Raw genomic sequence first — 22,707 nt, 5'->3', positions numbered from 1 at the left:
TGCATACGGATAGTTCATTTGTGAATGAGTGCGGAGGCCGACTAAGGCAATCAGCCTCGGAACATGACCGCGGGCTCGGCCCGAGCCGGCATGTCCGCTTTAAGGCAAGCTGCGGTTGACCGCGGCCTGCAAGTAGCGGTGCAGCAAAGAGAAATCAAGCTCGCTGCCGCGCACGGCCCTGCGGAATTTGGCAGGCGTGATGTTCATCAGATCGGAGAACACTTTGCTGAAATAATGCACCGTTTCGAAGCCGACTTCAGCGGAAATCTCTTCAATGTTAATGTCGGTATAAGCGAGAAGATAGGCTGCCCGCTTAATGCGTTCATTGCGGACCCAGGACGGAAACGTCAGCCCGAGATGCTCCGACAGAAGGCGGGAGAGCTGGCGTTCCGACAAGTGGATTGCCTGGGCCAGCTCCTTGAGCGTCAATTTATGGGATAAATTGTTCATAATATAATCTTTGGCATCTTTCAAAGCTTCCGAATACACGGGCTCGGACGCGTGTTCCGCCGTAACGGAGCCGCCGTGCCGGGCAAACGTCGATATACAAGTCAGCAGCAGCGAATGAGCCAGCTTCTCCGCGGCCAGCGGATAGTCGACCGTCTCTTCCGAGCAATAGGCGATAAGAGCCTTCCAAGTCAGTACTGCGGCGCTTTGCTCCGCATCGGCGATGAACAGATGATGAAACCGGTTCAATCGTTCGAATGTCTGCACGACCTCCGGGTCGGAAGCTTCCTGGATTACGTCGAAGGCGACGAACAGCAGCAGCATGCCGGTCTCGCTCTCGATATGGTGGGAGCTGTTGGGCTTGGAGCAGTACAGCGTTCCTTGGCGGAGAGGGTACGTAATGCCGTTATGAATATAAGTTCCGGCTCCATCGGCTACGTAGCAAATCTCGAAGAACGAATGCGCATGGGGTGTATTGCCGCGATGTCTCGGCTTGCCTCCCCAATAATGAATGAAGAAGGAGGCGGGAGGCCCATGCAGTCGGGTGACATGCTCGTTTAAGTACAGGCTGCTTTTTTGACATGCCGCTATGGTGGGGACCATGTGCTGCCCTCCTTTTAATCCGCTGAACGAAAATGATGGCTAACTCGGACAGGCGCCGCTTGTCCGGGCTGCCGGTGTTTTTTTCAAAGTCGTCTTCACCCGGTCATCTTGACTGGGCCCTTCCGCGCAGGAAAAGCGGATTTGCGTCAGACTTGACTCAACGGCCCCATTATAGCATGAAAAAGTGCAAAAATAAGGCGTGATTTTGAAAAGACAGCTCAGGTCCGCAGCTTCTATACTGAAGAAGAAGCAGGAGTTACACCTAAAACGCGGCGGCGGATTACTCTCGCTGCCTGCCCGCGCCTGCGGCGAAGGGCTATTATCGATACGAAGGGCGGAATAACGAATGACGGCTAACATCGGTTCAAGAACGGCGCCGGGAGGCATACTGGGATTCCCTGTAGCTCCTATGGATCGCGACGGACGGTTGGATGTGAATGCTTTTGAACATAATGTGCGGTTTCTCGTTACGGAAGGACTGGAGGCTATATTCGTCGCTTGCGGCTCCGGCGAATTTCATGCGCTGTCTCCTCAGGATTACAGGAGCATGGTCGAAACGGCTTTATCGGTCGCCGGAGGGAAGGTGCCCGTATATACCGGCGTCGGCGGCAATATTTCTCAGGCGCTGGAGCTGACCCGGATTTCCGCGGAGCTGGGGGCGGACGGCTATTTGATCCTTCCGCCGTACCTTATCGATGCCGAGCAGGAAGGGCTGTACCGTTATTTGAACGCAATTATCGGGAGCACCGATTTGAATGCGGTCGTCTATCAGCGGGATAACTGCGTGCTGACGCTGCATACGCTGGAGCGGCTGCTTGCGCTTCCTCAGCTTGTCGGCTTGAAGGACGGGCTCGGCAATATGGATTTGAATATCGAGCTGACGCAGACGATCGGCGGCAGACTTTCCTGGCTGAACGGGATGCCGATGGCCGAAGTAACGATGCCCGCTTATGTGAATTTGGGCTTCAAAGCGTATTCGTCGGCGATATCGAATTATATTCCGCATATTTCCCGCTTGTTTTACAATGCGCTGCTAAGCGGCGACGAAGCGCTGCTCGGCGAGCTGTACCGGCATGTCATACTGCCGATCAATGCAATCCGCCGCCAAAGAAAGGGCTATGCCGTGGCGCTGATCAAGGCGGGCATGCAAATTGTCGGCCATCCGGTAGGAACCGAGGTGCGGCCGCCGCTCATCCCCGTTGAGGAAGAGCATTACCGCAAGCTTGAGCTCATTATCAAGGAAGCGTTCGAACGGTTCCCCAAACCGGCCGCAGCGCCGAAGGAAGGGAGCGCCCGAATATGACGGTCAAGAGCGAGAGTCGGACTTATCTCAATTATATCGGCGGAACATGGGTGCCTTCGCATACGGGGGAAATAGAAGCCAGCATCAATCCGGCGAACCGGAACGATGTCGTAGGATATATCCAAAATTCGGCGCTGCCGGATTTGGATGGAGCGGTGCAGGCGGCCAGCGCCGCGCAAAAGGCGTGGAAACGGCTCGCCGGCAGCGTCAGAGGCGATTATATGTACAAAGCGGCGGCTATTTTGGAGAAAAGGCTGGATGAAGTAGCAACTGCCATGACCCGGGAGATGGGTAAGACGCTCCCCGAAGCGAAGGGAGAGACCGCCCGCGGCGTCGCCATCCTGCGCTATTACGCAGGCGAAGGGATGCGCTCCGTAGGCGATGTGATTCCTTCAACGGACAGCGAGGCGTTGATGTTCACCACCCGCGTGCCGCTGGGCGTCGTAGGCGTTATTACGCCGTGGAATTTCCCGGTGGCCATTCCGCTGTGGAAGATGGCTCCTGCGCTTATCTACGGCAATACGGTGGTCATCAAGCCCGCGTCGGAGACCGGCGTAACCTGCGCTTTGCTGATGGAATGCTTCGAGGAGGCTGGGCTGCCTGCCGGCGTGGTCAACATGGTTATCGGGGAGGGCGGCGTCATAGGCCGGGGCATTGCGGAGCATCCGGGCATTCAGGCAATCACCTTCACAGGCTCGAACGCAGTCGGCAAAACGATCGGTCAGGCGGCGCTTGCGCGGGGAGCCAAGTACCAGCTGGAGATGGGCGGTAAAAATCCCGTCGTCGTCGCCGCGGACGCCGATCTGAGCCTTGCCGTGGAAGCGACGATCAGCGGAGGACTGCGCTCGACGGGGCAAAAATGCACGGCGACGAGCCGGGTCATCGTGCATCAGGATGTGTACGAGCCGTTCAAGCGGCTGCTGCTTGAGCGGATCGGCGAACTTAAGATCGGCGACGGTATGGAGCGAAATGTATGGATGGGGCCGTGCGCCAACGAAAAGCAGCATCGGACGGTGCTGGCCTATATCCGTAAGGGCAAGGAGGAAGGGGCCCGTCTGTTGTGCGGAGGCGAGCAGCCTCAAGGAAGCGGCTATGCCGACGGTTACTACGTGGAACCGACCGTGTTCGAGGAGGTGACTCCCGAGATGACGATAGCGCGGGAAGAAATCTTCGGTCCGGTGCTGGCCTTGATGAAGGCGGAGTCCATGGAGCAGGCGCTTGCGCTGGCTAACGATGCCGAATTCGGTCTGAGCGCTTCCATCTTTACAACGAATATCGGGGCTATGCTCGGCTTCATTCAAGAGATGGACGCGGGTCTCGTGCGAATTAACGCGGAGAGCGCCGGGGTGGAGCTTCAGGCTCCGTTCGGAGGCATGAAGCAGTCGAGCTCCCATTCGCGCGAGCAGGGGCGCGCGGCCATTGAGTTTTTTACCGCCGTCAAAACCGTATTCGTCAAATCGTAGCGAGGAGGCGTCTGAATATGAAGCTCGAACCATCAAGCCCGGCATCTTCGCCGGTCGTTACCGACATGCGGGTCATTCCGGTAGCGGGACGTGACAGTATGCTGCTGAATTTGAGCGGGGCTCATGCTCCGTTCTTCACCCGCAATATCGTGATTCTCAAGGATAGCGCCGGTCACACGGGCGTAGGGGAAGTGCCGGGAGGCGATCGTATCCGTCAAACGCTGGAGGAGGCGAAGGAGCTGGTCGTCGGCAGTTCCGTCGGCCGCTTCCGCAATGTGCTGAAGGAAGTGAAAGAGCGGTTCGCAGACCGGGATGCCGGAGGAAGAGGCAAGCAAACCTTCGATTTGCGCACTGCCATCCATGCCGTCACGGCTTTGGAAGCGGGGCTGCTCGATCTGCTCGGACAATTCCTCGGCATGCCCGTCGCGGCCTTGCTCGGAGACGGGCAGCAGCGGGAATCCGTAGAAATGCTGGGCTATTTGTTCTACGTCGGGGATCGCCGGAAGACCGATCTGCCTTATGCGAGCGAGCCTGACGCCAAGGACGACTGGCTTCGTCTGCGTCATGAGGAAGCGCTTTCGGGAGAAGCGATTGTACGGCTCGCTGAGGCGGCCCATGCCCGTTACGGCTTCAACGACTTCAAGCTGAAGGGCGGCGTGCTGCCCGGCGAGGAGGAGATGGAAGCCGTGGAGATGCTGGCCCGCCGGTTTCCGGAGGCGCGGATTACGCTGGACCCGAACGGAGCGTGGTCGCTGGACGAGGCGATCCGCCTGTGCCGCGGCAAGCGGGACGTTCTCGCCTATGCGGAGGACCCTTGCGGGGCGGAGCACGGGTACAGCGGACGCGAGGTGATGGCGGAGTTCCGGCGCGCGACCGGGCTGCCGACGGCGACGAATATGATCGCCTGCGACTGGCGGGAGATGGGGCATGCCGTGCAGCTGCGCTCCGTCGATATTCCGCTCGCGGACCCGCATTTCTGGACGATGCAGGGCTCGGTCCGCGTCGCTCAAATGTGCAGCGAATGGGGGCTTACGTGGGGCTCGCATTCCAACAATCATTTCGATATTTCGCTGGCGATGTTTACGCATGTGGCCGCGGCGGCGCCGGGCAAGATTACGGCGATCGACACGCACTGGATTTGGCAGGACGGCCAGCGCCTGACCAAGGAGCCGCTGCGGATCGCCGGCGGGCTGGTGCAGGTGCCGGATAAGCCGGGGCTCGGCATAGAGCCCGATATGGAGCAGATCGAGCAGGCGCATAAGCTGTACGGGCAGATGAGCCTTGGAGCGCGGGACGATGCCCGGGCGATGCAGTATTTGATCCCCGGCTGGTCGTTCGATCCGAAACGGCCGTGCCTCGTTCGCTGAGGCCGCCGGTCACGCCGGGCGCTTTAGAGGGGATGTTCCCGCATCCGGCCAGGTACGCATCCGAATTGCCTTAGCGGATCGGCCCGGCCGATCCGCAGGGCCGTATAAATATAGCCGCATATTACGAATGCGCGTCGCAAGCCGTCGGCCTTTCCCGCCCTATACGGAAAAGCTTGCGGTCGGCCGACTTTACGAGAAAGAAGCTTTCAGCCGCCCTTCCGCTTGCTGCGGAGGGGCGGCTTTTGTCGTTGTTTAGGAAATGATGCGCAGCAATTTCCTGTGGATATCCGGGGGGCTCCCTCGAAAGTAATGTCTACCCATAGAACGATCCCGACGGATTGGTTAGACGCCGATCCAGCTTAGGCTGGATGCGGACGGAATAAGCTTCAGAGCATCACGTCACTTTTGGGGGATTTGTTCCTCGGAGGCCTTGATTTTACAGGGTTTGTGCAAATCTCGCATATTCGGTATCGAAACGGCTTATGTACAAAGCGCGGGTCGGTTCTTTAAACTAAACCATTATTTAAAGAATAAATGAATGGCGAAATACAAGGAGGAGCTGCGATGTTGTTGGAGGAGCTGCCGCAGCGGCTTATTTATGATAACCCGCTCGCTTGCGGGCAGGATATCGCCGGGTTTCGGATGGAAGGAGAAGCGAAGATTTCGTTTCCAAACGGCAGAATGCGCATGGAGAACGCGTTGGACCCGTCGATCGGGCAGGCTTCCAACTTCGTCTTCTGGTGTCCCGAGACGTTTCCGGCGGACATTGCCGTGACGTGGGATTTTTGGCCGGTGAAGGAGCCTGGGCTCTGCATGCTGTTTTTCTCGGCGGCGGGCCGCGGCGGAGAGGATTTATTCTCGGAGCGGCTGAAGCCGCGCACGGGTCAATACGATCATTATCATAGCGGCGATATCGACGCGCTGCACGTCTCTTATTTCCGCCGGCGCTATCCGGAAGAGAGGGCGTTCCATACGTGCAATCTGCGCAAAAGCTTCGGCGGGCATCTGGTCTGCCAAGGAGCCGATCCGATTCCGGATGCGGACGATGCCGATTGCCCTTACCGGATGCAGCTGATAAAGAACGGTCCCGTCGTAACGTTCTCGATTAACGGGCTGACGGTGTTCCGCTGGGAGGACGACGGCGAGACCTACGGCCCGCTGCTGGGCGGCGGGAAGATCGGGATGCGCCAGATGGCTCCGCTGGTCGGCGAGTACGCCAACCTGCGCGTGTACGCGCTGGAGGAGGAACGGCGGTGAGGTCGCAGCGGCCGGTCGGCGGACTGCGGGGACGGATGCCGCTTCGCACGTTCGCGGCCGGTTTAAGCCTTGTATTGTACTAAGGCGACAAGAAGGATTACAAGGGGGATATGCAGCATGAACATATACAGCTTTGAACAGGAAGTGCCGGCGGGCTGGTCGAGCGACGGCCAATCCCGATTATCGATCAGCGGCGACCGTTATAAAGACGGCGCGCATAGCTTGCGCTGGGATTACAAGGAACGGCCGCGTCTTACCGTAAGCGGTCCCATGGGCTTCCGCCCGTTTCAGGAAGGCTCCGTCAGCCAGGCAAGAGATTCTTTCGCCGTGTGGATATACAATCCGCGCCCGCTGCAGGATAAGCTGACTTTTGAATTCGGCCGCAGCGGCCGCGGGCAAGCCGATTGCCGGTTCGACTTCCATCTGGACTTCCGGGGATGGAGAACGGTATGGGCCGCCTACGAAAGAGATATGGACGGAACCCCGCATCCCGATATGGATACTTTGACGATTCACGGGCCGCAAAGCGCCGGAGAAGGCACGCTGTATATCGATCAGCTGCTGCTGTGCACGCCGATCGATCCCCGGTTTCATACGCGCGACTTTCAAGCTCCCGCGGTTAACTTGCGAGCGGACAACGCCGCTAACGCACACTGGCTCAGCTTGTACGCCTTCGAGCGGCTGGAGCGCTGCCTCCCGCTACCGGATGAAGTTACGCCGGAGCAATCCGCCGCTCACTTGAAGATGAACGAGAGGTACGAAGCGTTCTTCTTCCGCAAGCGGAATGTTGCGCCGGACGATATCGAGCGGCTGGAGCACGATTTTGCGGCTTACGGCATATCGCGCCGGGGGGATGCGATCACGGGACGGCCGGTCGAGCTCCCGTTCTTCGACCATTTTCCGGCTGCCGATAAGGAGCGGTTGAAGGCGCTTGCAAACAGCGTGCAGCTGATCGAGTATACGAAGCTGATGAGGCGAATCGCCGACGTCTACCGCTCCGCCGACCGGGAAGATTGGAAGCGCAAGCTGGCCGGCATGTTCATCGATCTGGTCGATCATTTGGAGGACCAAGGCTGGGCTTACGGCAGCTCGCAGGGCACCGTGCATCATTTCGGCTATAGCTTCCGCGAGTATTACCCGGCCGTTTTCCTGATGCGGGAGGTGCTGAAGGAGCACGGGCGGCTGGAGCTAAGCCGGCGGACGATGTACTGGTACAGCGGGACCGGGCGCATCCATACGCCGCTTGCGGAAGTGGAAGGCAACATCGACATCTTCAACACGACGCTGCACGGGATGCTGGCCAGCCTGCTTATGCTGGACGAAACGCCTTATAAAGTGCGCGAGCTGTCCGCCTTCCGCCTCTGGCTGAGCCAGTCGCTGCTGCCGGCCCGCGGGCTTCGCGCTGCGTACAAGATCGACGGTTCGGCCTACCATCATGTGAATCATTATCCGGCCTATGCCGTCGGCGGGTTTCAAGGCGTTACTCCGGTCATGTACTTCCTGGGCGGAACGCCGTACCGCGTAACCGAGGAGGCGCATAAGACGGCGCGCCGGGCGCTGCTGGCCATGCGGCTGTATTCGAACAAATACGAGTGGCTGGTCAGCCTGTCGGCGCGCCATCCGACGGGCAAGTGGGCGCTTGATCCGGAGCCGTTCGCGTATATGGCGCTTGCCGGAACGCCGGACGGAACCCGGGACATCGACGAGGAAGTCGCCGCCGCCTATCTCCGGCTCGCCGCGCCCGCTTCAGGAGAGAGCAGCGATACGGTCCGCCGGCTTATGGCCGCGGGCATCCGGCCGGAAGCGGACCCAAGCGGCCATTGGGCGATGAACTATGCGGCTCTGGCGCTGCACCGCAGAGACTCCTGGCTGGCGGGCGTGCGCGGCCACAGCCGGTATTTATGGGCGAACGAGACGTATGTGAGCGCAAACTTGTACGGCCGCTACATATCGCACGGCCATCTGCAAATTATGAGCCAAGGCGATCCGGTGACCAACGAAGCAAGCGGCTATTCCCACGACGGCTGGGATTGGAACCGGTGGCCGGGTACGACGACGGTGCATAAGCCGATCGCCGAGCTGCGTTCCGACGTGCGCAACGTCGATACGTTCAGCGGCTTCGAAGAAATGCTGATCTCCGACGAGAGCTACGCGGGCGGACTGCATCTGGAAGGACGCAACGGCATGTTCGCGATGAAGCTGCACGAGCATCCGAAATATGAGGGAACGCACCGGGCGCGCAAATCGTACTTTTTCTTCGATAACCGGATCGTTTGTTTGGGCAGCGATATCGAGAATGCCGAGAGCCGGTATGCGACGGAGACGACGTTGTTCCAGAATCATCTTGCCGGAGGAAACGAAGCGATTCGCCTGAACGGAGAACCGCCGGTTGACGAATTCCCGTATTCTCGAAAAATGGAATTAGACAACCCGGCGTCGATATTGGATAATAAGGGGAACGGATACTATATTCCAAGGGGACAACGCTTGTCGGTGTCCAAAGCGACGCAGCATTCCAAGCATCAATCGACGGATGCCGACACGGAAGGCAATTTTGCCGCGGCCTGGCTCGATCACGGGACCGCTCCTGACGGCGAGGGCTACGAGTATGCGATCCTCGTGGGCGTGGGTGCCGAGCAGCTCGTCCGCTTCTGCGAAGCGATGCGCTCGCCGGACGAGGCCGCATATCGGGTGCTGAACAAGGACCGCCTTGCCCATATCGTCGAGGACCGGGCCAGCCGGACGACGGCCTATGCGTTCTTTGAAGCAAATGAAAGCGTCGACATTGGGCATGTGGCTGCAGTGGATACGCCTTCAATGGTCATGATTCGCGAGGAGCCGGAGAGCGGCGGCCTGATCGTCAGCGCCGTCGATCCCGATCTGCGGCTGTACGAGGGCGTCGAAGAGGATCAGTACGACGAGCATGGCAATCGGATCGAAGTCAGCCTCTACTCGCGTAGGTGGGTGCATGCCGAGAGCAAGGAGCATACGCTTCGGCTGACGCTGAAAGGACGCTGGAGCCGGAAAGCTTCGGATGCGGGAGACGCCGTAAGGATCGTCAGCCATGCGGATGACCGCACCGTCGTCGAGTGGACCTGCAAGGACGCCATGCCTATGGAATGCAGGCTTGAGAAGAGCCTGTGAACTTGGGCTTCACTGACATAGATCACATCACAAACAAGCAAGGGGGGGGCGATCGGATGAAAACAGCGATTAACCGGCTTCCGGTGTTTTACCGGTACCTTTTGTCCTATATCTTATTGCTCTTGCTGCCGCTGCTTTTTTTGGGGACGACGGGGTATTTGCGTTTGGCCGATATTGTCGGCAACGAAGTGGAGAGAAACAATCAGGCGCTGCTCGACAAGCTTCAGGACGAGGTCGATCAGAAGCTGATTCAGATGAATAAAATCGCCGGGCAAATTACGCAGACGCCGGAGCTGTCTCCGTATGTGCTGACCCATGATTCGGTCAGCATGTACGAGGCCAAGAAGGTGCTGGAGAGCAAGGTCGTCGACGACAGCATCCGGGAGGTTCTGGTTCATATCCGGGGCTCGGACTATTTGTACTCTTCGCTCAGCGTTTATAAAGTACATGATTTCGTAGCGGACATCTATCATTATGCCGATTGGACGCCGGAGCAGTTCCCAGAGGATCTGAACCGGCTCACCAGCCCGCTGCTGCGGCCCGCCGAGGACGTGAAGATCGACGGGCTGCCGTCCCAGCGGCTGGTTACGTATATGGTGCCGATCCCGATCAACAGTCAGCGCCCTTACGGCACGGTGCTTTTTATTTTGAAAGAGGATATGATGCTGAAAGGAATGAACCCCGAGCTGACGCTGCCCAAGGGCAATGCGGTCGTCTTCGATCAGCAGGGGCGCGTTCTGTCCGCCTATAAGCAGGAAGACTACTTGAAGGATTCGGATTTCTACAAGCAGCTGACGAAGGAGAAGGGCCACGTTCAGCTCGACATTCAGCATAAGCCGTATGCCGTCTCATACCAGAAATCGCCGCGCAGCGGGCTCATCTATGCGACGCTGCAGCCGCAGGCGACGGTCGTTGCGCCGGTGAACCAGGTTATTTTCCAATGGATCAACAGCCTGCTCATTATTTTCTTCGTCGGCGGCCTGTTCGTTTATTTGGTCATGCTGTTCAACTACAAGCCCGTGAAGCGTCTGGCCTCTCTGGTCGAGGCGGTCCGCGGCCATTCGATACGCAAGGCCAACGAGTTCGAGGCTATCGGCAGCGTCATCCACGATATGGCCGACTCCAACCGGCAGCTCGGACGAAAGCTGGAAGAGAACCGTTCGGCCGTAAAGGACCATTTGCTCGGCTCCCTGCTTAAAGGAGAGATGAAAACGCTTCAAGAAGTGAACGAACGGGGCGGCGAAGTCGGGGTTGTATTTCCGCATCCGCAGACGGCGGTGCTCATTCTGGAGCATCCGGCGAGCCTGGTGCCGCAGAAGAAGCAGCTGATCGAGGAAGTGGAGCGGCGCTTCGGCGAAGCAGAGACCGGCTATTTCAAGGACAGTCTGGAGGATCGGCGGACGCTCTTCATCATGTCGGTGCAAAGCTCGGGAGACGAATGGAAGCGGTGGCTTGAATCGCTGCGAGAGCATCTGACCGCCGTGTTCGCGGCGCCGATCACGATGGGAGTCGGCAATCTGTACGAGGAAGTGACGCAGGTCGGGCGCTCGTATCTGGAAGCTTCTACGGCGATCGATTATAAGCTGATCAAAGGCAATCAGCGGGCGATCTTCTTCGATGAACTGCCGGCTCACGACCGGGAGGATGTATTCAATCCGCGACGTGTGCTCAATGAGCTCGATTTGGTGCTACAGCACGGAAGCGCGGAGCGAATTACCGAGGCGGTGCAGCAGATCGCCGTCCGAATGAAACAAAGCGGGCTGACGCTGTTCATTGCCAGAGAGCTTTGCTACGACATGATCCACAAGTTCATCGCTTTCATCGAGAAGAAGCGGCCAGGCAGCTCCAGCGACAGCTTTCCCGATGTGATGGCGCTGACCGACGTCACGACCTTGGACGAAATCGCCGGCGTGTTCACGACTGCCTGCGCTACTTTATGCAATTCGCTGCAGGAACGCAAGCCCGCCTCATCGGCGGCATTGATCGAGCAAATCACCGAGTACATTTTGAACCATTATAATGAGTACGACTTCTCGGTGCAGAAGATCGCCGATCATTTTTCTTTGTCCTTATCGTACTTGAGCCGTTATTTCAAGGAACAGACCGGACGGACGGTTATGGATTACTTGAACGAAATCCGCATCGACCAGGCCAAGCTGCTCTTGCGCACGAACGACCGGTCCGTGAAGGATATCGTGCAGCAGGTAGGCTACTACGATGTGTCGAGCTTCATCCGCAAGTTCAAACAGTCGGTTGGGGTAACCCCCGGCGAATACCGCAAGCAGCAGCGCGTATAGCGATTCGCTAAAGCTGCATGTTCTGCCCCGCCTATAGTTCCGAGTCAGGCTGCCGATGCCTGTCCCGACTGTAGAGCGGGGTTTGCCGTTTCCGGCGGCAAAAGCGGCATATGCGAGGTCAATTATGGCCGATTCGCCTAAAAAGCGCGCCAAGGTCAATTTTCGCATAGCCGCCGGATGGATCTCGCTTATATACAGCCGCCGCGCCTCCGGTGTTAAATAAAATCATGCAAAGCAAGCGATTTCACAACGCATGCAACGACATCAAGTGGAGGTGAACGTTCAACGATGGCTCAACCAAACGATACGGCCGGCACAGGCGTTATGATCAAGCCGGGCAGAGGGCAGGCGTCCAAATCCGGACTGGTGAAAAAGCTTCAATTCATCATCCGCAATTACGATTTGTATTTACTCCTGCTGCCGACGCTCGCTTATTTTATTATTTTTCATTATGTTCCGATGTACGGCCTGCAAATTGCGTTCCAAAACTTCAATCCGATCAAAGGATATAGCGGCAGCCCGTGGGTGGGCTTCGACAATTTCGACCGTTTTTTTCAATCGTATCAATTCGGCACGATCATTAAGAACACGATCGGGATCAGCTTGTACGAGCTGCTGGTTGCTTTCCCGGCGCCGATTATTTTGGCGCTGATGATTAATCAGCTGACGAGCGAACGTTTTAAGAAAGTCGTGCAAACGGTTACGTACGCGCCCCACTTTATTTCGACGGTCGTCGTCGTAGGGATCGTATATTTGCTTCTGTCGCCTAAGACAGGGGCGGTGAACACCTTTCTCGGACTGTTCGGAATCAACCCGATCTTTTTCATGGGGGAGGCCGTCTGGTTCAAAACCGTGTTCGTGTTCTCCGGCATTTGGCAGAGCGTAGGCTGGGGGACGATCATTTATTTGGCCGCGCTGACCGCGGTGAACCCGGATTTGCACGAAGCGGCCGTCGTTGACGGAGCGACGAAGCTCCAGCGCGTCCTGCATATCGACATTCCGTCGATTATGCCGACCGTCATTATCATGCTGATCATGAATGTGGGCAATATGATGGGCGTAGGCTTCGAAAAAGTGTATTTGATGCAGAACCAGCTGAACGTCGACGCCTCCGAGACGATCCAGACCTACGTGTACAAAGCGGGTCTTGTCCAGGCGCAGTACAGCTATGCCGCGGCTATCGGCTTGTTCAACAACGTGATCAATTTCATTCTGCTGATTTCGGTCAATAAAATCGCCAAGTCGCTTAAGCAGACGAGCCTATGGTAGAGGAGTGACAAGATAAGATGAAGCTGGCAAAAACCAAGGCCGACATCGCCTTCGACGTGTGCAATTATACATTGATCTCGATATTGCTTCTTATGGTCATCTACCCGCTCTATTTCGTCATCATGGCGTCGGTGACCGACCCGGATTTGATCTATTCCGGCAAGCTGTTCTTTTTCCCGGACCAGCTGACCTTTGACGGGTATCAGCGGCTGCTGTCGGAGGCTTCCATTTGGGTAGGCTTCCGCAACTCGGTGGTGTATACCGTTCTCGGCACGGCCATTAACGTGGTGCTGACCGTGTCGGCAGGCTACGCCTTGTCGAGAACCGACCTGGTGGGCCGCAACGTATTTATGTTTATCATCGTATTCACCATGTTCTTCGGCGGGGGGCTAATTCCGACCTACCTGCTGGTCAAAGATTTGGGTCTGCTTAACACGGTTTGGGCGATGGTCATTCCGAACGCGGTTTCGGTCTTTAACGTAATCATTACCCGCACCTTCTTCCAGTCGAATATTCCCGGCGAAGTGCTGGAGTCGGCGTTGCTCGACGGCTGCACCAATATGAAGTTTTTCTTCAAAATCGCGATTCCGCTGGCGCTGCCGATCGTGGCCGTCATGGTGCTGTTCTATGCGGTAGGGCATTGGAATTCCTACTTCCAGGCGCTCATTTATTTGAAAAACAACAGCATGCAGCCGCTTCAGGTTATTTTGCGCAACATACTGATTATGAATGAAGGCTCCGACCTGCAGGATATGATCGACGGCTCGCAGGAGCAGCAGAAGCGGATGGAACTGATGAAATACAGTATTATTATCGTATCCAGCTTGCCGGTGCTCGTGCTGTATCCGTTCTTGCAGCGTTATTTTGTCAAAGGGGCGCTGGTAGGCTCGCTGAAAGGGTAAACTGCGGGTATATGCGCATGGCAGACAGCTATTTATCGCCGATCGCGAACGGGTGAAGCCGCTTCCCCGTTGGCCCGGCTAACTTATATATTGTATACGATAAACAAGGGGACATGTCGATGAGTAAAAAATGGCCAGTAGCTTTGACGGCATTAACGTTATCGGTTGCAGTCGGACTGACGGGCTGCGGAGGAGACAAAAGCGCCGCGGACAATGGGGACAAGAAAACCGGGGAATTGCCGAGCAATATCAATGCGGCGGATTTTCCGATTGCCAAGGAGAAGCTGACGCTGAATTTTGCGGGCTTCAAGCCGCCTTCAGGCAAGGATTTGAACGATTACAAGCTGTTCCAGGACATTGAGGCGAAGACGAATATCCATATCAACTGGAACCTGACGCCGGGCAGCAGCTGGGCAGACAAGAAAAACCTGCTGTTCGCCGGGGGAGAGCTGCCGGACGCATTTTACGGACACGGCATTTTGAGCGAGGATACGGATATTGTCAAATACGGCTCGCAGGGCATTTTGATCCCGCTGGAAGGGCTGATCGACAAGTACGCGCCTAACATTAAGAAGCTGCTGGACGACAATCCGACGTACCGCAAGCAGCTGACGGCTCCCGACGGACATATTTATTCCTTGCCTACGATCAACGAGACGTACGCGAGAACCAAATCGACGATGTTTATTAATAAAAAATGGCTCGATCAGCTCAACCTGCCGATGCCGACGACGATCGACGAGCTGTATACGACGCTGAAGGCATTCAAGGAAAACGACCTTGGCGGCAACAACAAGAAGGACCAAATTCCGCTTTCGTTCGTTCAAAATAACGGCAGCAATACCGACATCAACTCGTTCTTCGGAGCGTTCGGCATCCTCGACCGCGACATTCACAAAGTCGGGCACAACCACTTGTCCATCGACAACAACAAAGTCGTATACACGGCGGTGCAGCCGCAGTACAAGGAAGCGATCAAGTTCGTCAACAAGCTGTTCTCCGAAGGCTTGGCCGATCAGGAGAGCTTTACGCAGGATGCCAAGGTGTTCAACGCGAAGACGAGCAAAGGCATCGTCGGCGTTGCAATGGACTGGAATCCGAGCAATCAGGACTATGTGTCGATGCCGCCGCTGAAGGGACCTGGCGGGCAGCCGATCTGGGCCGACTATCCTGCGGGCATTCTGTTCAGAGGCTCCTTCGCCATTACGAACGTGAACAAAAATCCGGAGGCGACGATCCGCTGGATCGACTACTCGTTCGATCCGAAGATTTCGCTGCAATTTAACAGCGGCGTCATCGGCGGCGATAGTCTGAAGGAACGCACGGACGGCAAGTACGATGAAATTCCGCTTCCTGCCGGAGCCAACGAGGAAGAGTTCAAACAAGTGCCTCCGACCGCCTATTCGGTATGGGGCTTGACGAACCAAGTGTTCGATATGAAGGTCACTACGCCTACAGGCAAGCGCTCCAAAGTCGATGTGGATAACACTTACGCTCCGTTTCTCGTAAGCAACGGTTTCCCGAAAACGTACTTTACGGCCGAAGAAAATGATCAAATCGCCAGATATTTGACCGATATCGACGGGTATGTCGGCAAGATGGCGGCCAAATGGATGATGTCGGGCGGCATCGACCAGGAATGGGACGACTACGTGAAGAAGCTCAACGACATGGGATTGGATAAAATGATGAAGATTTATCAAACCGTGTACGATCGCTACAACTCTTCCAAATAATCGCATATGGGACGGTCCCGACTATTCGAGCGGGGCCGTCTTTATGCTTGGCTGAACAAGCGAAAAAACCACCGTGATTAGGTTGGCCCCTGATCGGTGGTTTTTCGCTGAGTTCTTAATTATGATCAATGCGCAGCCCCCGCGGCGGCGGCCAGGCTTCCTCTGCGCCGCTGGTACAAGTTGTTGCCGATCAGCGCGGCGATAATAAGCAGCGTTCCGCCGACGTCGTACACCGTCATCTGGTGTCCTTGCAGCAGCGTAATGATAAACGTCGTCACCGGGACGAAGTTGATAAACAGGATGCCGTTAATCGGCGTCAGCAGCTTGATTCCGGCATTCCAGCTGATCAGCGCCATCAGACCGGCGACAATAATCATGAAGCTGAGCTCGTAACCCGTGGACATTATCGTTTGCGCCGAAGGAGCGTGCAGCACGCCGAACGCCGTCAGCGTAAGAACGATAACGGCCGACGTGGCCGTGCCCAGGACGCAGGTCAGCGTAGAGTACCGCAGCACCGACCAGTCTTTGAACTGGCCGCCGCCGATCGTATAGATAACCCAGCCGAGTACGGCTGCAAAGATGAGCATGACCGGAAAGGCGCCTCCTTGTACGAAGAAAGCCCCGAGATCCCCTTTGGTAATAACCATAAAGCATCCGATCAGCGCGACGACGATACAGAGAATGGTCGGCGCTTCGGGCCTGCGCTGTTTATATATCCAGAGCACCAGCACCGATAAGATCGGCATGAGCGCCTCCATGACCGAAGCCAGAATGACGCCCGAGGTCCCCAGTTGATTTTGTCCCCAAAAGATCAATAGATTATAGACGGTAAAGGCCATCGTGCCGAAGAACCACAGCTGCTTGGCTTTGCCTTCGAAGCTCAGCGCTTTGCGGCCTTCCTTCACCCACAGCAGAATGAGCAAAATAACAGAAACCGAGGAATAGCGAATTAATGTAAAGTAAAAAGGATCAAGTCGCGTAAACGCGCTCTCGGCTACGGGAAACATCGCTCCCCACGCTACGCTGGCTAACAGGCACATGAAGGCGCCCTTCATGACGCGGTCTTTACTCATTGCAGTCATCCTACTTTCTTCCATTTTGATGCGAATCACACGATGTTTATCATATTGCCAAATTTATATCATGTAAAATGATTGAAAATGATGAGTAACATCATTACTATTGATATAAATGGAGTGGCAGAAAGGGAGCGGGATTGTGGACATCAACGATTTGAAAATATTTCAGACGGTGGCCGATCACGGCAGCGTCAGCAAAGCGGCAAAAGAGCTGAGCTACGTGCAGTCCAATGTGACGGCGCGTATTCAGCATCTGGAGCAGGAGCTCGGAGCGACGCTGTTTCACCGCCACCGCAAAGGCGTGGCGTTAAGCTCGGAGGGGCGCAAGCTGCAGGAATATACGCAAAAAATTTTGCGGCTGATGGAGGAAATGAAGCAGTCGTTCCACGACTCGGAAGACCCGTCGGGCCCGCTCCTCATCGGGACGGTCGAGACGGTGTCCAGCCTGCCAGAGCTGCTGTCCGGCTACTGCAAGCGGTACCCGCGCGTCGATCTGTCGCTGGTTACGGGCGTAACGGAGCATCTGATGAGCGATGTGCTGCAGTATCAGCTCGACGGGGCGTTCGTCACCGGACCGATCCGCCACCCGGATCTGGAGCAGGATCAGCTGGTCGAGGACGAACTCGTGCTGATCGCCAGAGACGACGAGGAGTTTGCCGCGCTGGAGCAGTGCGTCGACAAGACGCTGCTCGTGTTCCGCAACGGCTGCGGCTACCGCGCGAGATTGATGCTGTGGCTTGCGGAGCAGGGCGTCGCTCCTTCCCGGGTGATGGAGTTCGGTACGCTCGAAACGATCCTTGCCATGGTTTCTTCGGGGCTCGGCATTTCGCTGGTGCCGAGATGGGCGGCGGCTCGGCTGGAAGCGGCCGGAAACATTCGCTGCTTCGAGATTCCCGAGGAGTACAGCCGCATCACGACCGTCTTCATCCGGCGCCGCGAATCGCAGGTCAGCGGCACGATGCGCAAGCTGCTGGACGCGGTTCATACCTTCCGCGATACAGGAGCTGCTGCGTCGGCCGCAGCGAAATAGACGCAAGGCTTGCGCGACGGGGCGTCATGCTTAAAAGCGCCGTTCCCCGGAGCCTAGCGCATCAAGCTGTGTAGCTGATGCGCAAAGCCGGGAGAACGGCGCTTTTTTGTTGTTTAGGAAATGATGCGAAGCAATTTCCTGTGGAAATCCGTGGGCTCCCCCGAAAGGAAAGTCTACCCATAGAACGATCCCAGAGGAATGGTTAGACGCCGATCCAGCTTAGGCTGGATGCGGACGGAATAAGCTTCAGAGCATCACGTCACTACCCTGGAAATTACTCTTGGTACCCCATTTCCATTGTCTGTGGTGCCGCGTAGCGGCATGGATGGCTTTTGGGGGATTTGTTCCGGAAACATACGGCGGAATCTCTATCGGCGACAGGTGCCGCAGAGCCGGTTCCGCCGTTCAGGGAAGCTAGGCGTGGAAGCCGCTAATCGCGACGACGGCGGGCAGCGGAACGCGGTCGCCCGGCCGATTCGGCCAAGCTCCGGATGATGGCGCGGATTCCCCTGGCTCCGGCTGCTGCACGGACAAGAACAGCGTCCTCTCATCCGGAGCGAAGCTTTGGCCGGCAAAATGTGCGCTGCCCGGTGCGGAAGCGAACTGAAGCGCAGAGCCGCCCTGTTTCTTTGACGCGGGAAGAAGATACAGCCCGTTGTTTTTGAACGCGGCTATCGTGCCTTGATTCAGCTTGTCCGCAGGCATGTCGGAAGCCGTCCACAGATTGCCGTTGCTGTCGAACGACATGGATTCCGGGCAGCTGTAGCCGCTTGAGCTTCCTCCGGCGGAAGCGACGTCGAAATCGAAGCTGTCCGCTCCCGGATCGCCGTTCTTCTCGATCACGCGGTTCATATAGCCGTGAATATTGCCGTGGCGGGCGTGGCTCGTATGGGATACGTATAGACTGCCGTCGGACGGATGGAGCGCCAGTCCGGCAGGGCGGTCGGTAGGAGTGGCTCCCAGAATGACTGCGGCCTCATGGGCATGCGTGAGCACGTCGGCTTGCTCCCGGAATAGGTCCGTCAGTGTTTCTTTTCGTTTATTCAGCGGGCTCGGCACCCGGAAGTCGCTGTCGTCGAGCGTCCGGCGTACGGCTTCGATAGTCAGCTCAATCCATTGGCCTTTCTCCAAGTCGGCGGCGTACAGCTTGCCTTCGGTCAGCAGCTCTGCGTTCGCTTTCCCCGCGGAGGCGGCGTAGGTTCCTTTGCTGACAAATTTGTAGATGCACTCATGCGCTGCCGATCCGCCCATATAGACGACCACGCGGCTGTCCTTGCTTAAGGTCATGGCCGCCCCGCCGTGCTGAAAGCGTCCGAGCGCCGTATGCTTGCGCAGCTGGAACGAGCGATCGCCTGGATGGCCCTCCCATATCCAGCCGTAATGCGTCTGGTCGAGCCCGGTATCGCGGCCGATCGCCCCGAACCGTCCTTCTCCGCAGAGAACGGTGCTCCACAACGTCTGCACTCCCGATCCGCACGCGACCGTTCCCTGCACTGTGGCGGCGCCGTGAACCGATTGGGAGCCTCTGGCAGGCCCCGTCAGCTCGAACGGATCATAGCCGGTGATTCTGCGGGCATTGGCGGATTCCGTGTCCATCTTCCAATCGCCGTCCTGATCGCGATAAATTTCGATAATGGAAGCACCTTGGTTGGCAAGCGTCGCTTTTATCTGCGCCAAGCTGAGCTGCCCGTCCGTCCGTCTGCCGTTGTGCGGCCCGTGATGGTCCGACGCGTGGTTGACCCATAACAAACCTTTCACATTAGATCCGTCGATGGGAAAGAAGCGGGTAAACGAGCTGCCGTACCCGAACACATCCCCTTTCGGATTGATCGAATCCCCGTATGCCGCCAAGACGTGGGCTTTGAAGCCCTTCGGCAGAAGCAGCTCGCCGCTTGAGGCCGGCTCGATAGGCTGGAAGGCGTCGGTAATTTTATTCGTTTGCAATGAAAATAACGTGTCCGCGGCGAAGGCTTTGCCCTGAAAAGCGCCTAAGCCGGAGGAGGCGGCTACGATAGCGGCGGCGCCGGTGCCGAGATAGGCGAGGAAGGTTCGGCGGGAAATCGGTTTTTTTTCGCTCATGGGTCGCTCCTTATGTATGCATAATCAAATTTTCCTTACATTTGCGAGTGCGAATCGATAGACGCGAATCAATAGATTCGATGATAATAGTTTAAAAATAGCATAAATTGTTTTTACATGGAATGGGGGAGCCGCTTGTTTAAAAATTTGATAAAATCTTTAGACTAGACTGGGCGTTTCAGCACTTCACGGTGATGCCCAATTGTGATATGTTAAGTTTGCTAACAGCGAAAAAACGGACATCATTTTCACTGGAATACATAAGTAACGGGGAGCCGTCATGCTGCAATTAGTAGAAGCCGCTGTACACGATGAGACCTTTTTACTAGAATTGTACGTCAGCACGCGAAGTGAAGAAGTCAGCGGCTGGGGGTGGGGGACGGAGGAAATTCACGCTTTTCTGGCCATGCAATTTCAGTTTCGGCAGAAGTCGTATGCATCCCGCTATGCGGAGGCGAAGCCGCAGCTTGTCATGCAGGACGGCCGGAGAATCGGCGTCTTGCTGGTAGCGAGGGAGACGGGCTTCATCGTTCTGGTCGATATCGCCTTGCTGCCGGATGCGCAAAACCGGGGAACCGGGACGGCGCTGCTGCAACTGCTGCAGGAGGAAGCGCAGGCATCCGGAAGGCCGATCCTGCTGCACGTGCAGAGCGCGAGCCGGGCGAAATCGCTGTATGAACGGCTGGGGTTCCGGACGACGAAGGCCGAAGGCGTATATGATGAAATGCAATGGAAGCCGACATTTTCATAAAAGGTAAGGAGGCAACGGGTGTTGAGCAAAGATTCGCTAGCCGATTTTCAAAGCGTGTTATACAGCCGATTTCAAGCGGAGAGCGATTCGGGGCCGGTTGAGTTGAAATTGACCGAGGTCGAGGTGAAGCAGGCCTCCCCTCAAGCGGAGCAGTTTTCTCTGCTGCTTAAAGGGCCGGAAGCGCCGTTTTTGCCGCAGCAGATGTATCGAATGAACCATGAACAACTGGGCGAGCTGGACCTGTTCATGGTTCCCGTCGGCAAGGGAAAGGACGGATTTTTGTACGAAATTGTGTTCAACCGGCTTGTTACGGGATAATTAGCGGCCGCAAGGCAGGGAGGATAGATCATGGGTCAGCCGTATGTGGGGGAAATCCGGATGTTTGCAGGTAGCTTCGCCCCGGCAGAATGGATGTTTTGCGAGGGTCAGCTGCTATCCATTAGCGAATATGAAATGTTATATTATTTAATCGGGACGACGTACGGAGGGGACGGCCGAACGACATTCGCCCTTCCGGATTTGAGAGGGAGAATTCCCGTTCATCAGGGAAACAACGCAGGGAATACGTACGTGCTCGGACAGAAGGCGGGAGTAGAGCAGGTGACGCTGGTATCGTCCCAAATGCCTGCGCACGGCCATGACGCTGCAGTTTGGACCGAGCAGGGAACGACGAATATGCCTGACGGCGCGATATGGGCCAATTCCACCCTCGATCAGTTCGGAGGCGGCTCGCCGGCAGGAACGATGCATCCCCAAGCGCTCGGTTTGTCGGGAAATAACATGCCGCATGACAATCTTATGCCTTATTTATGCGTGAATTTTATTATTTCATTGTATGGCATATATCCGAGTCAGGGCTGAAGTATAGATCGATTCACGATTAGAAAAGAACAGGAGGCTGAGCTTGATGTCGGAACCGTTTTTAGGGCAAATCGCCTTGTTTTCGTTCCCGTTCCCGCCCAAAGGCTGGGCACTGTGTAACGGGCAATTGCTGCAGATTTCGCAAAATACCGCTTTGTTCTCCATCTTGGGAACGGTCTACGGCGGGGACGGCGTCAGGACGTTCGCCCTTCCGAACCTGCAGGGGAGGGTACCGATCCATACAAGGGAAGTGCCTGGGGAAAGCACTATTACTCTGGGCATGTCGGCAGGGGAGGCGTCTCATACCTTGACGATCGGCGAAATGCCGACGCACACGCATGCCGTTGCCGCGAGCGGCGATACGGCCACTTCCAAAACACCGCAAAACAATCTATGGGCCAAAACGGCCGTCAGCTCCTACCACACGACTTATAACGCGCGAATGAGCGCGGCTGCCGTCAAAACGGCCGGCGGAAGCCAGCCGCACGAAAATATGCAGCCTTATTTGACTTTGAACTTTTGCATTGCGCTTCAAGGAATTTTTCCTTCAAGAACCTAGGAACGGAGGATGACGAATGGACCCGTTTGTTGCGGAAATTCGCATATTTGCAGGTGATTTTGCGCCCAAAGGCTGGGCTTTGTGCAACGGACAGCTGTTATCGATTGCGCAAAACACCGCCTTGTTTTCCCTGCTGGGCACCACATACGGAGGGGACGGGAAATCAACCTTCGCTTTGCCCAATCTGATGGGAAGGGCACCGATGCACCCCCGCCAAGGACCGGGCCTAACGCTCCGGAGCCCTGGGGAATCCGGGGGAAGCCAGACGGTAACCTTGCTTAACAGCCAACTGCCCGCGCATAACCATGAGGTTTATTACGGGCCGCCCGCCGATAACAATCCGGTCGAAGGCTCACTGTGGGCCGCCACGCCCGGGCGGGTTACAGGACAAGCTTACGGAACGGGAGACAACAAGCCGGCCATGAGCCATGAAGCGCTGCTTCCGGCGGGAGGCAATCAGCCGCATAATAATATGCAGCCTTATTTGGGGCTTAACTACATCATTGCTTTACAGGGAGTGTTTCCTCCTCGAGGCTGATGAGCAGGCGAACCAATACTTT

General features: G+C 56.6%; 18 protein-coding genes. 15 read left to right on the top strand and 3 right to left on the bottom strand.

Annotated elements, in window-relative coordinates; translation table 11 throughout:
• Window positions 1-99 precede the first annotated feature (99 nt).
• Window positions 100-1,050 carry an AraC family transcriptional regulator gene (locus N0M98_RS03200; RefSeq protein ID WP_259616935.1) on the bottom strand — a complete coding sequence of 317 codons (951 nt, stop codon included), beginning with the start codon at window positions 1,048-1,050 and terminating at the stop codon, window positions 100-102.
• A gap of 346 nt (window positions 1,051-1,396) precedes the next feature.
• Here N0M98_RS03200 and kdgD point away from each other — a divergent pair, with 346 nt between their 5' ends.
• The 9 genes from kdgD (at window position 1,397) to N0M98_RS03155 (ending at window position 15,788) form a co-directional block, all read left to right on the top strand.
• Window positions 1,397-2,353: a 5-dehydro-4-deoxyglucarate dehydratase gene (kdgD, locus tag N0M98_RS03195; protein WP_259616934.1), complete on the top strand. Its 957-nt coding sequence runs from the start codon at window positions 1,397-1,399 to the stop codon at window positions 2,351-2,353.
• Complete coding sequence (gene gucD / locus N0M98_RS03190) at window positions 2,350-3,816, top strand: alpha-ketoglutaric semialdehyde dehydrogenase GucD (protein WP_259616933.1); 1,467 nt, start codon at window positions 2,350-2,352, stop codon at window positions 3,814-3,816. Before kdgD ends, gucD begins: the two co-directional genes overlap by 4 nt.
• A 17-nt stretch (window positions 3,817-3,833) precedes the next feature.
• Window positions 3,834-5,183 carry a glucarate dehydratase gene (gene gudD, locus N0M98_RS03185; RefSeq protein WP_249859984.1) on the top strand — a complete coding sequence of 450 codons (1,350 nt, stop codon included), beginning with the start codon at window positions 3,834-3,836 and terminating at the stop codon, window positions 5,181-5,183.
• Window positions 5,184-5,747: 564 nt separating this feature from the next.
• A complete protein-coding gene (locus N0M98_RS03180; protein WP_259616932.1) occupies window positions 5,748-6,440 on the top strand; it encodes a DUF1961 family protein in 693 nt (230 codons plus the stop codon).
• 117 nt (window positions 6,441-6,557) lie between these two features.
• The gene (locus tag N0M98_RS03175) at window positions 6,558-9,584 is read left to right on the top strand and encodes a chondroitinase family polysaccharide lyase (RefSeq protein ID WP_259616931.1); all 3,027 of its coding nucleotides are present in this window, start codon (window positions 6,558-6,560) and stop codon (window positions 9,582-9,584) included.
• A gap of 56 nt (window positions 9,585-9,640) precedes the next feature.
• On the top strand, window positions 9,641-11,881 hold the full coding sequence (locus N0M98_RS03170) for a helix-turn-helix domain-containing protein (RefSeq protein ID WP_259616930.1): 2,241 nt from the start codon (window positions 9,641-9,643) through the stop codon (window positions 11,879-11,881).
• A 288-nt stretch (window positions 11,882-12,169) separates the two neighbouring features.
• Window positions 12,170-13,150 carry an ABC transporter permease gene (locus N0M98_RS03165; protein WP_249866125.1) on the top strand — a complete coding sequence of 327 codons (981 nt, stop codon included), beginning with the start codon at window positions 12,170-12,172 and terminating at the stop codon, window positions 13,148-13,150.
• Window positions 13,151-13,167: 17 nt separating this feature from the next.
• Window positions 13,168-14,052 (top strand): carbohydrate ABC transporter permease, encoded by an 885-nt coding sequence (locus N0M98_RS03160; RefSeq protein WP_259616929.1) that lies wholly within the window; start codon window positions 13,168-13,170, stop codon window positions 14,050-14,052.
• A 119-nt stretch (window positions 14,053-14,171) separates the two neighbouring features.
• On the top strand, window positions 14,172-15,788 hold the full coding sequence (locus tag N0M98_RS03155; RefSeq protein WP_249866123.1) for a type 2 periplasmic-binding domain-containing protein: 1,617 nt from the start codon (window positions 14,172-14,174) through the stop codon (window positions 15,786-15,788).
• 125 nt (window positions 15,789-15,913) lie between these two features.
• Here N0M98_RS03155 and N0M98_RS03150 read toward each other — a convergent pair whose 3' ends face one another.
• A complete protein-coding gene (locus N0M98_RS03150; RefSeq protein WP_249866122.1) occupies window positions 15,914-16,861 on the bottom strand; it encodes a DMT family transporter in 948 nt (315 codons plus the stop codon).
• A gap of 145 nt (window positions 16,862-17,006) precedes the next feature.
• On the opposite strand from N0M98_RS03150, the gene N0M98_RS03145 reads away from it, so the two are divergent.
• Window positions 17,007-17,897, top strand: coding sequence for a LysR family transcriptional regulator (locus N0M98_RS03145; protein ID WP_259616928.1), 891 nt, complete (start codon window positions 17,007-17,009; stop codon window positions 17,895-17,897).
• Window positions 17,898-18,311: 414 nt separating this feature from the next.
• Here the strand turns inward: N0M98_RS03145 and N0M98_RS03140 are convergent, their stop codons facing one another.
• On the bottom strand, window positions 18,312-19,976 hold the full coding sequence (locus N0M98_RS03140; RefSeq protein WP_259616927.1) for a PhoX family protein: 1,665 nt from the start codon (window positions 19,974-19,976) through the stop codon (window positions 18,312-18,314).
• Window positions 19,977-20,256: 280 nt separating this feature from the next.
• On the opposite strand from N0M98_RS03140, the gene N0M98_RS03135 reads away from it, so the two are divergent.
• From N0M98_RS03135 to N0M98_RS03115, 5 genes are read left to right on the top strand one after another with little or no spacing between them, the layout of a single operon-like run.
• Complete coding sequence (locus N0M98_RS03135; RefSeq protein ID WP_259616926.1) at window positions 20,257-20,727, top strand: GNAT family N-acetyltransferase; 471 nt, start codon at window positions 20,257-20,259, stop codon at window positions 20,725-20,727.
• Between the two features lie 18 nt (window positions 20,728-20,745).
• Window positions 20,746-21,045, top strand: coding sequence for a DUF6916 family protein (locus N0M98_RS03130; protein ID WP_249866119.1), 300 nt, complete (start codon window positions 20,746-20,748; stop codon window positions 21,043-21,045).
• Window positions 21,046-21,075: 30 nt separating this feature from the next.
• Entirely contained in the window at window positions 21,076-21,588 is a 513-nt protein-coding gene (locus N0M98_RS03125; RefSeq protein ID WP_249866118.1) for a phage tail protein, read from the top strand.
• A 46-nt stretch (window positions 21,589-21,634) separates the two neighbouring features.
• Complete coding sequence (locus tag N0M98_RS03120) at window positions 21,635-22,147, top strand: phage tail protein (protein WP_259616925.1); 513 nt, start codon at window positions 21,635-21,637, stop codon at window positions 22,145-22,147.
• Between the two features lie 16 nt (window positions 22,148-22,163).
• Window positions 22,164-22,685 carry a phage tail protein gene (locus tag N0M98_RS03115; protein ID WP_249866116.1) on the top strand — a complete coding sequence of 174 codons (522 nt, stop codon included), beginning with the start codon at window positions 22,164-22,166 and terminating at the stop codon, window positions 22,683-22,685.
• Window positions 22,686-22,707: the final 22 nt, after the last annotated feature.

It is taken from the genome of Paenibacillus doosanensis, from assembly GCF_025060755.1.
In the GTDB taxonomy this organism is placed as follows: Bacteria; Bacillota; Bacilli; order Paenibacillales; family NBRC-103111; genus Paenibacillus_S; species Paenibacillus_S doosanensis.
The sequence above is the reverse complement of the archived record's forward strand: the minus strand, read 5'-3'. Positions and strand labels throughout refer to the sequence as shown.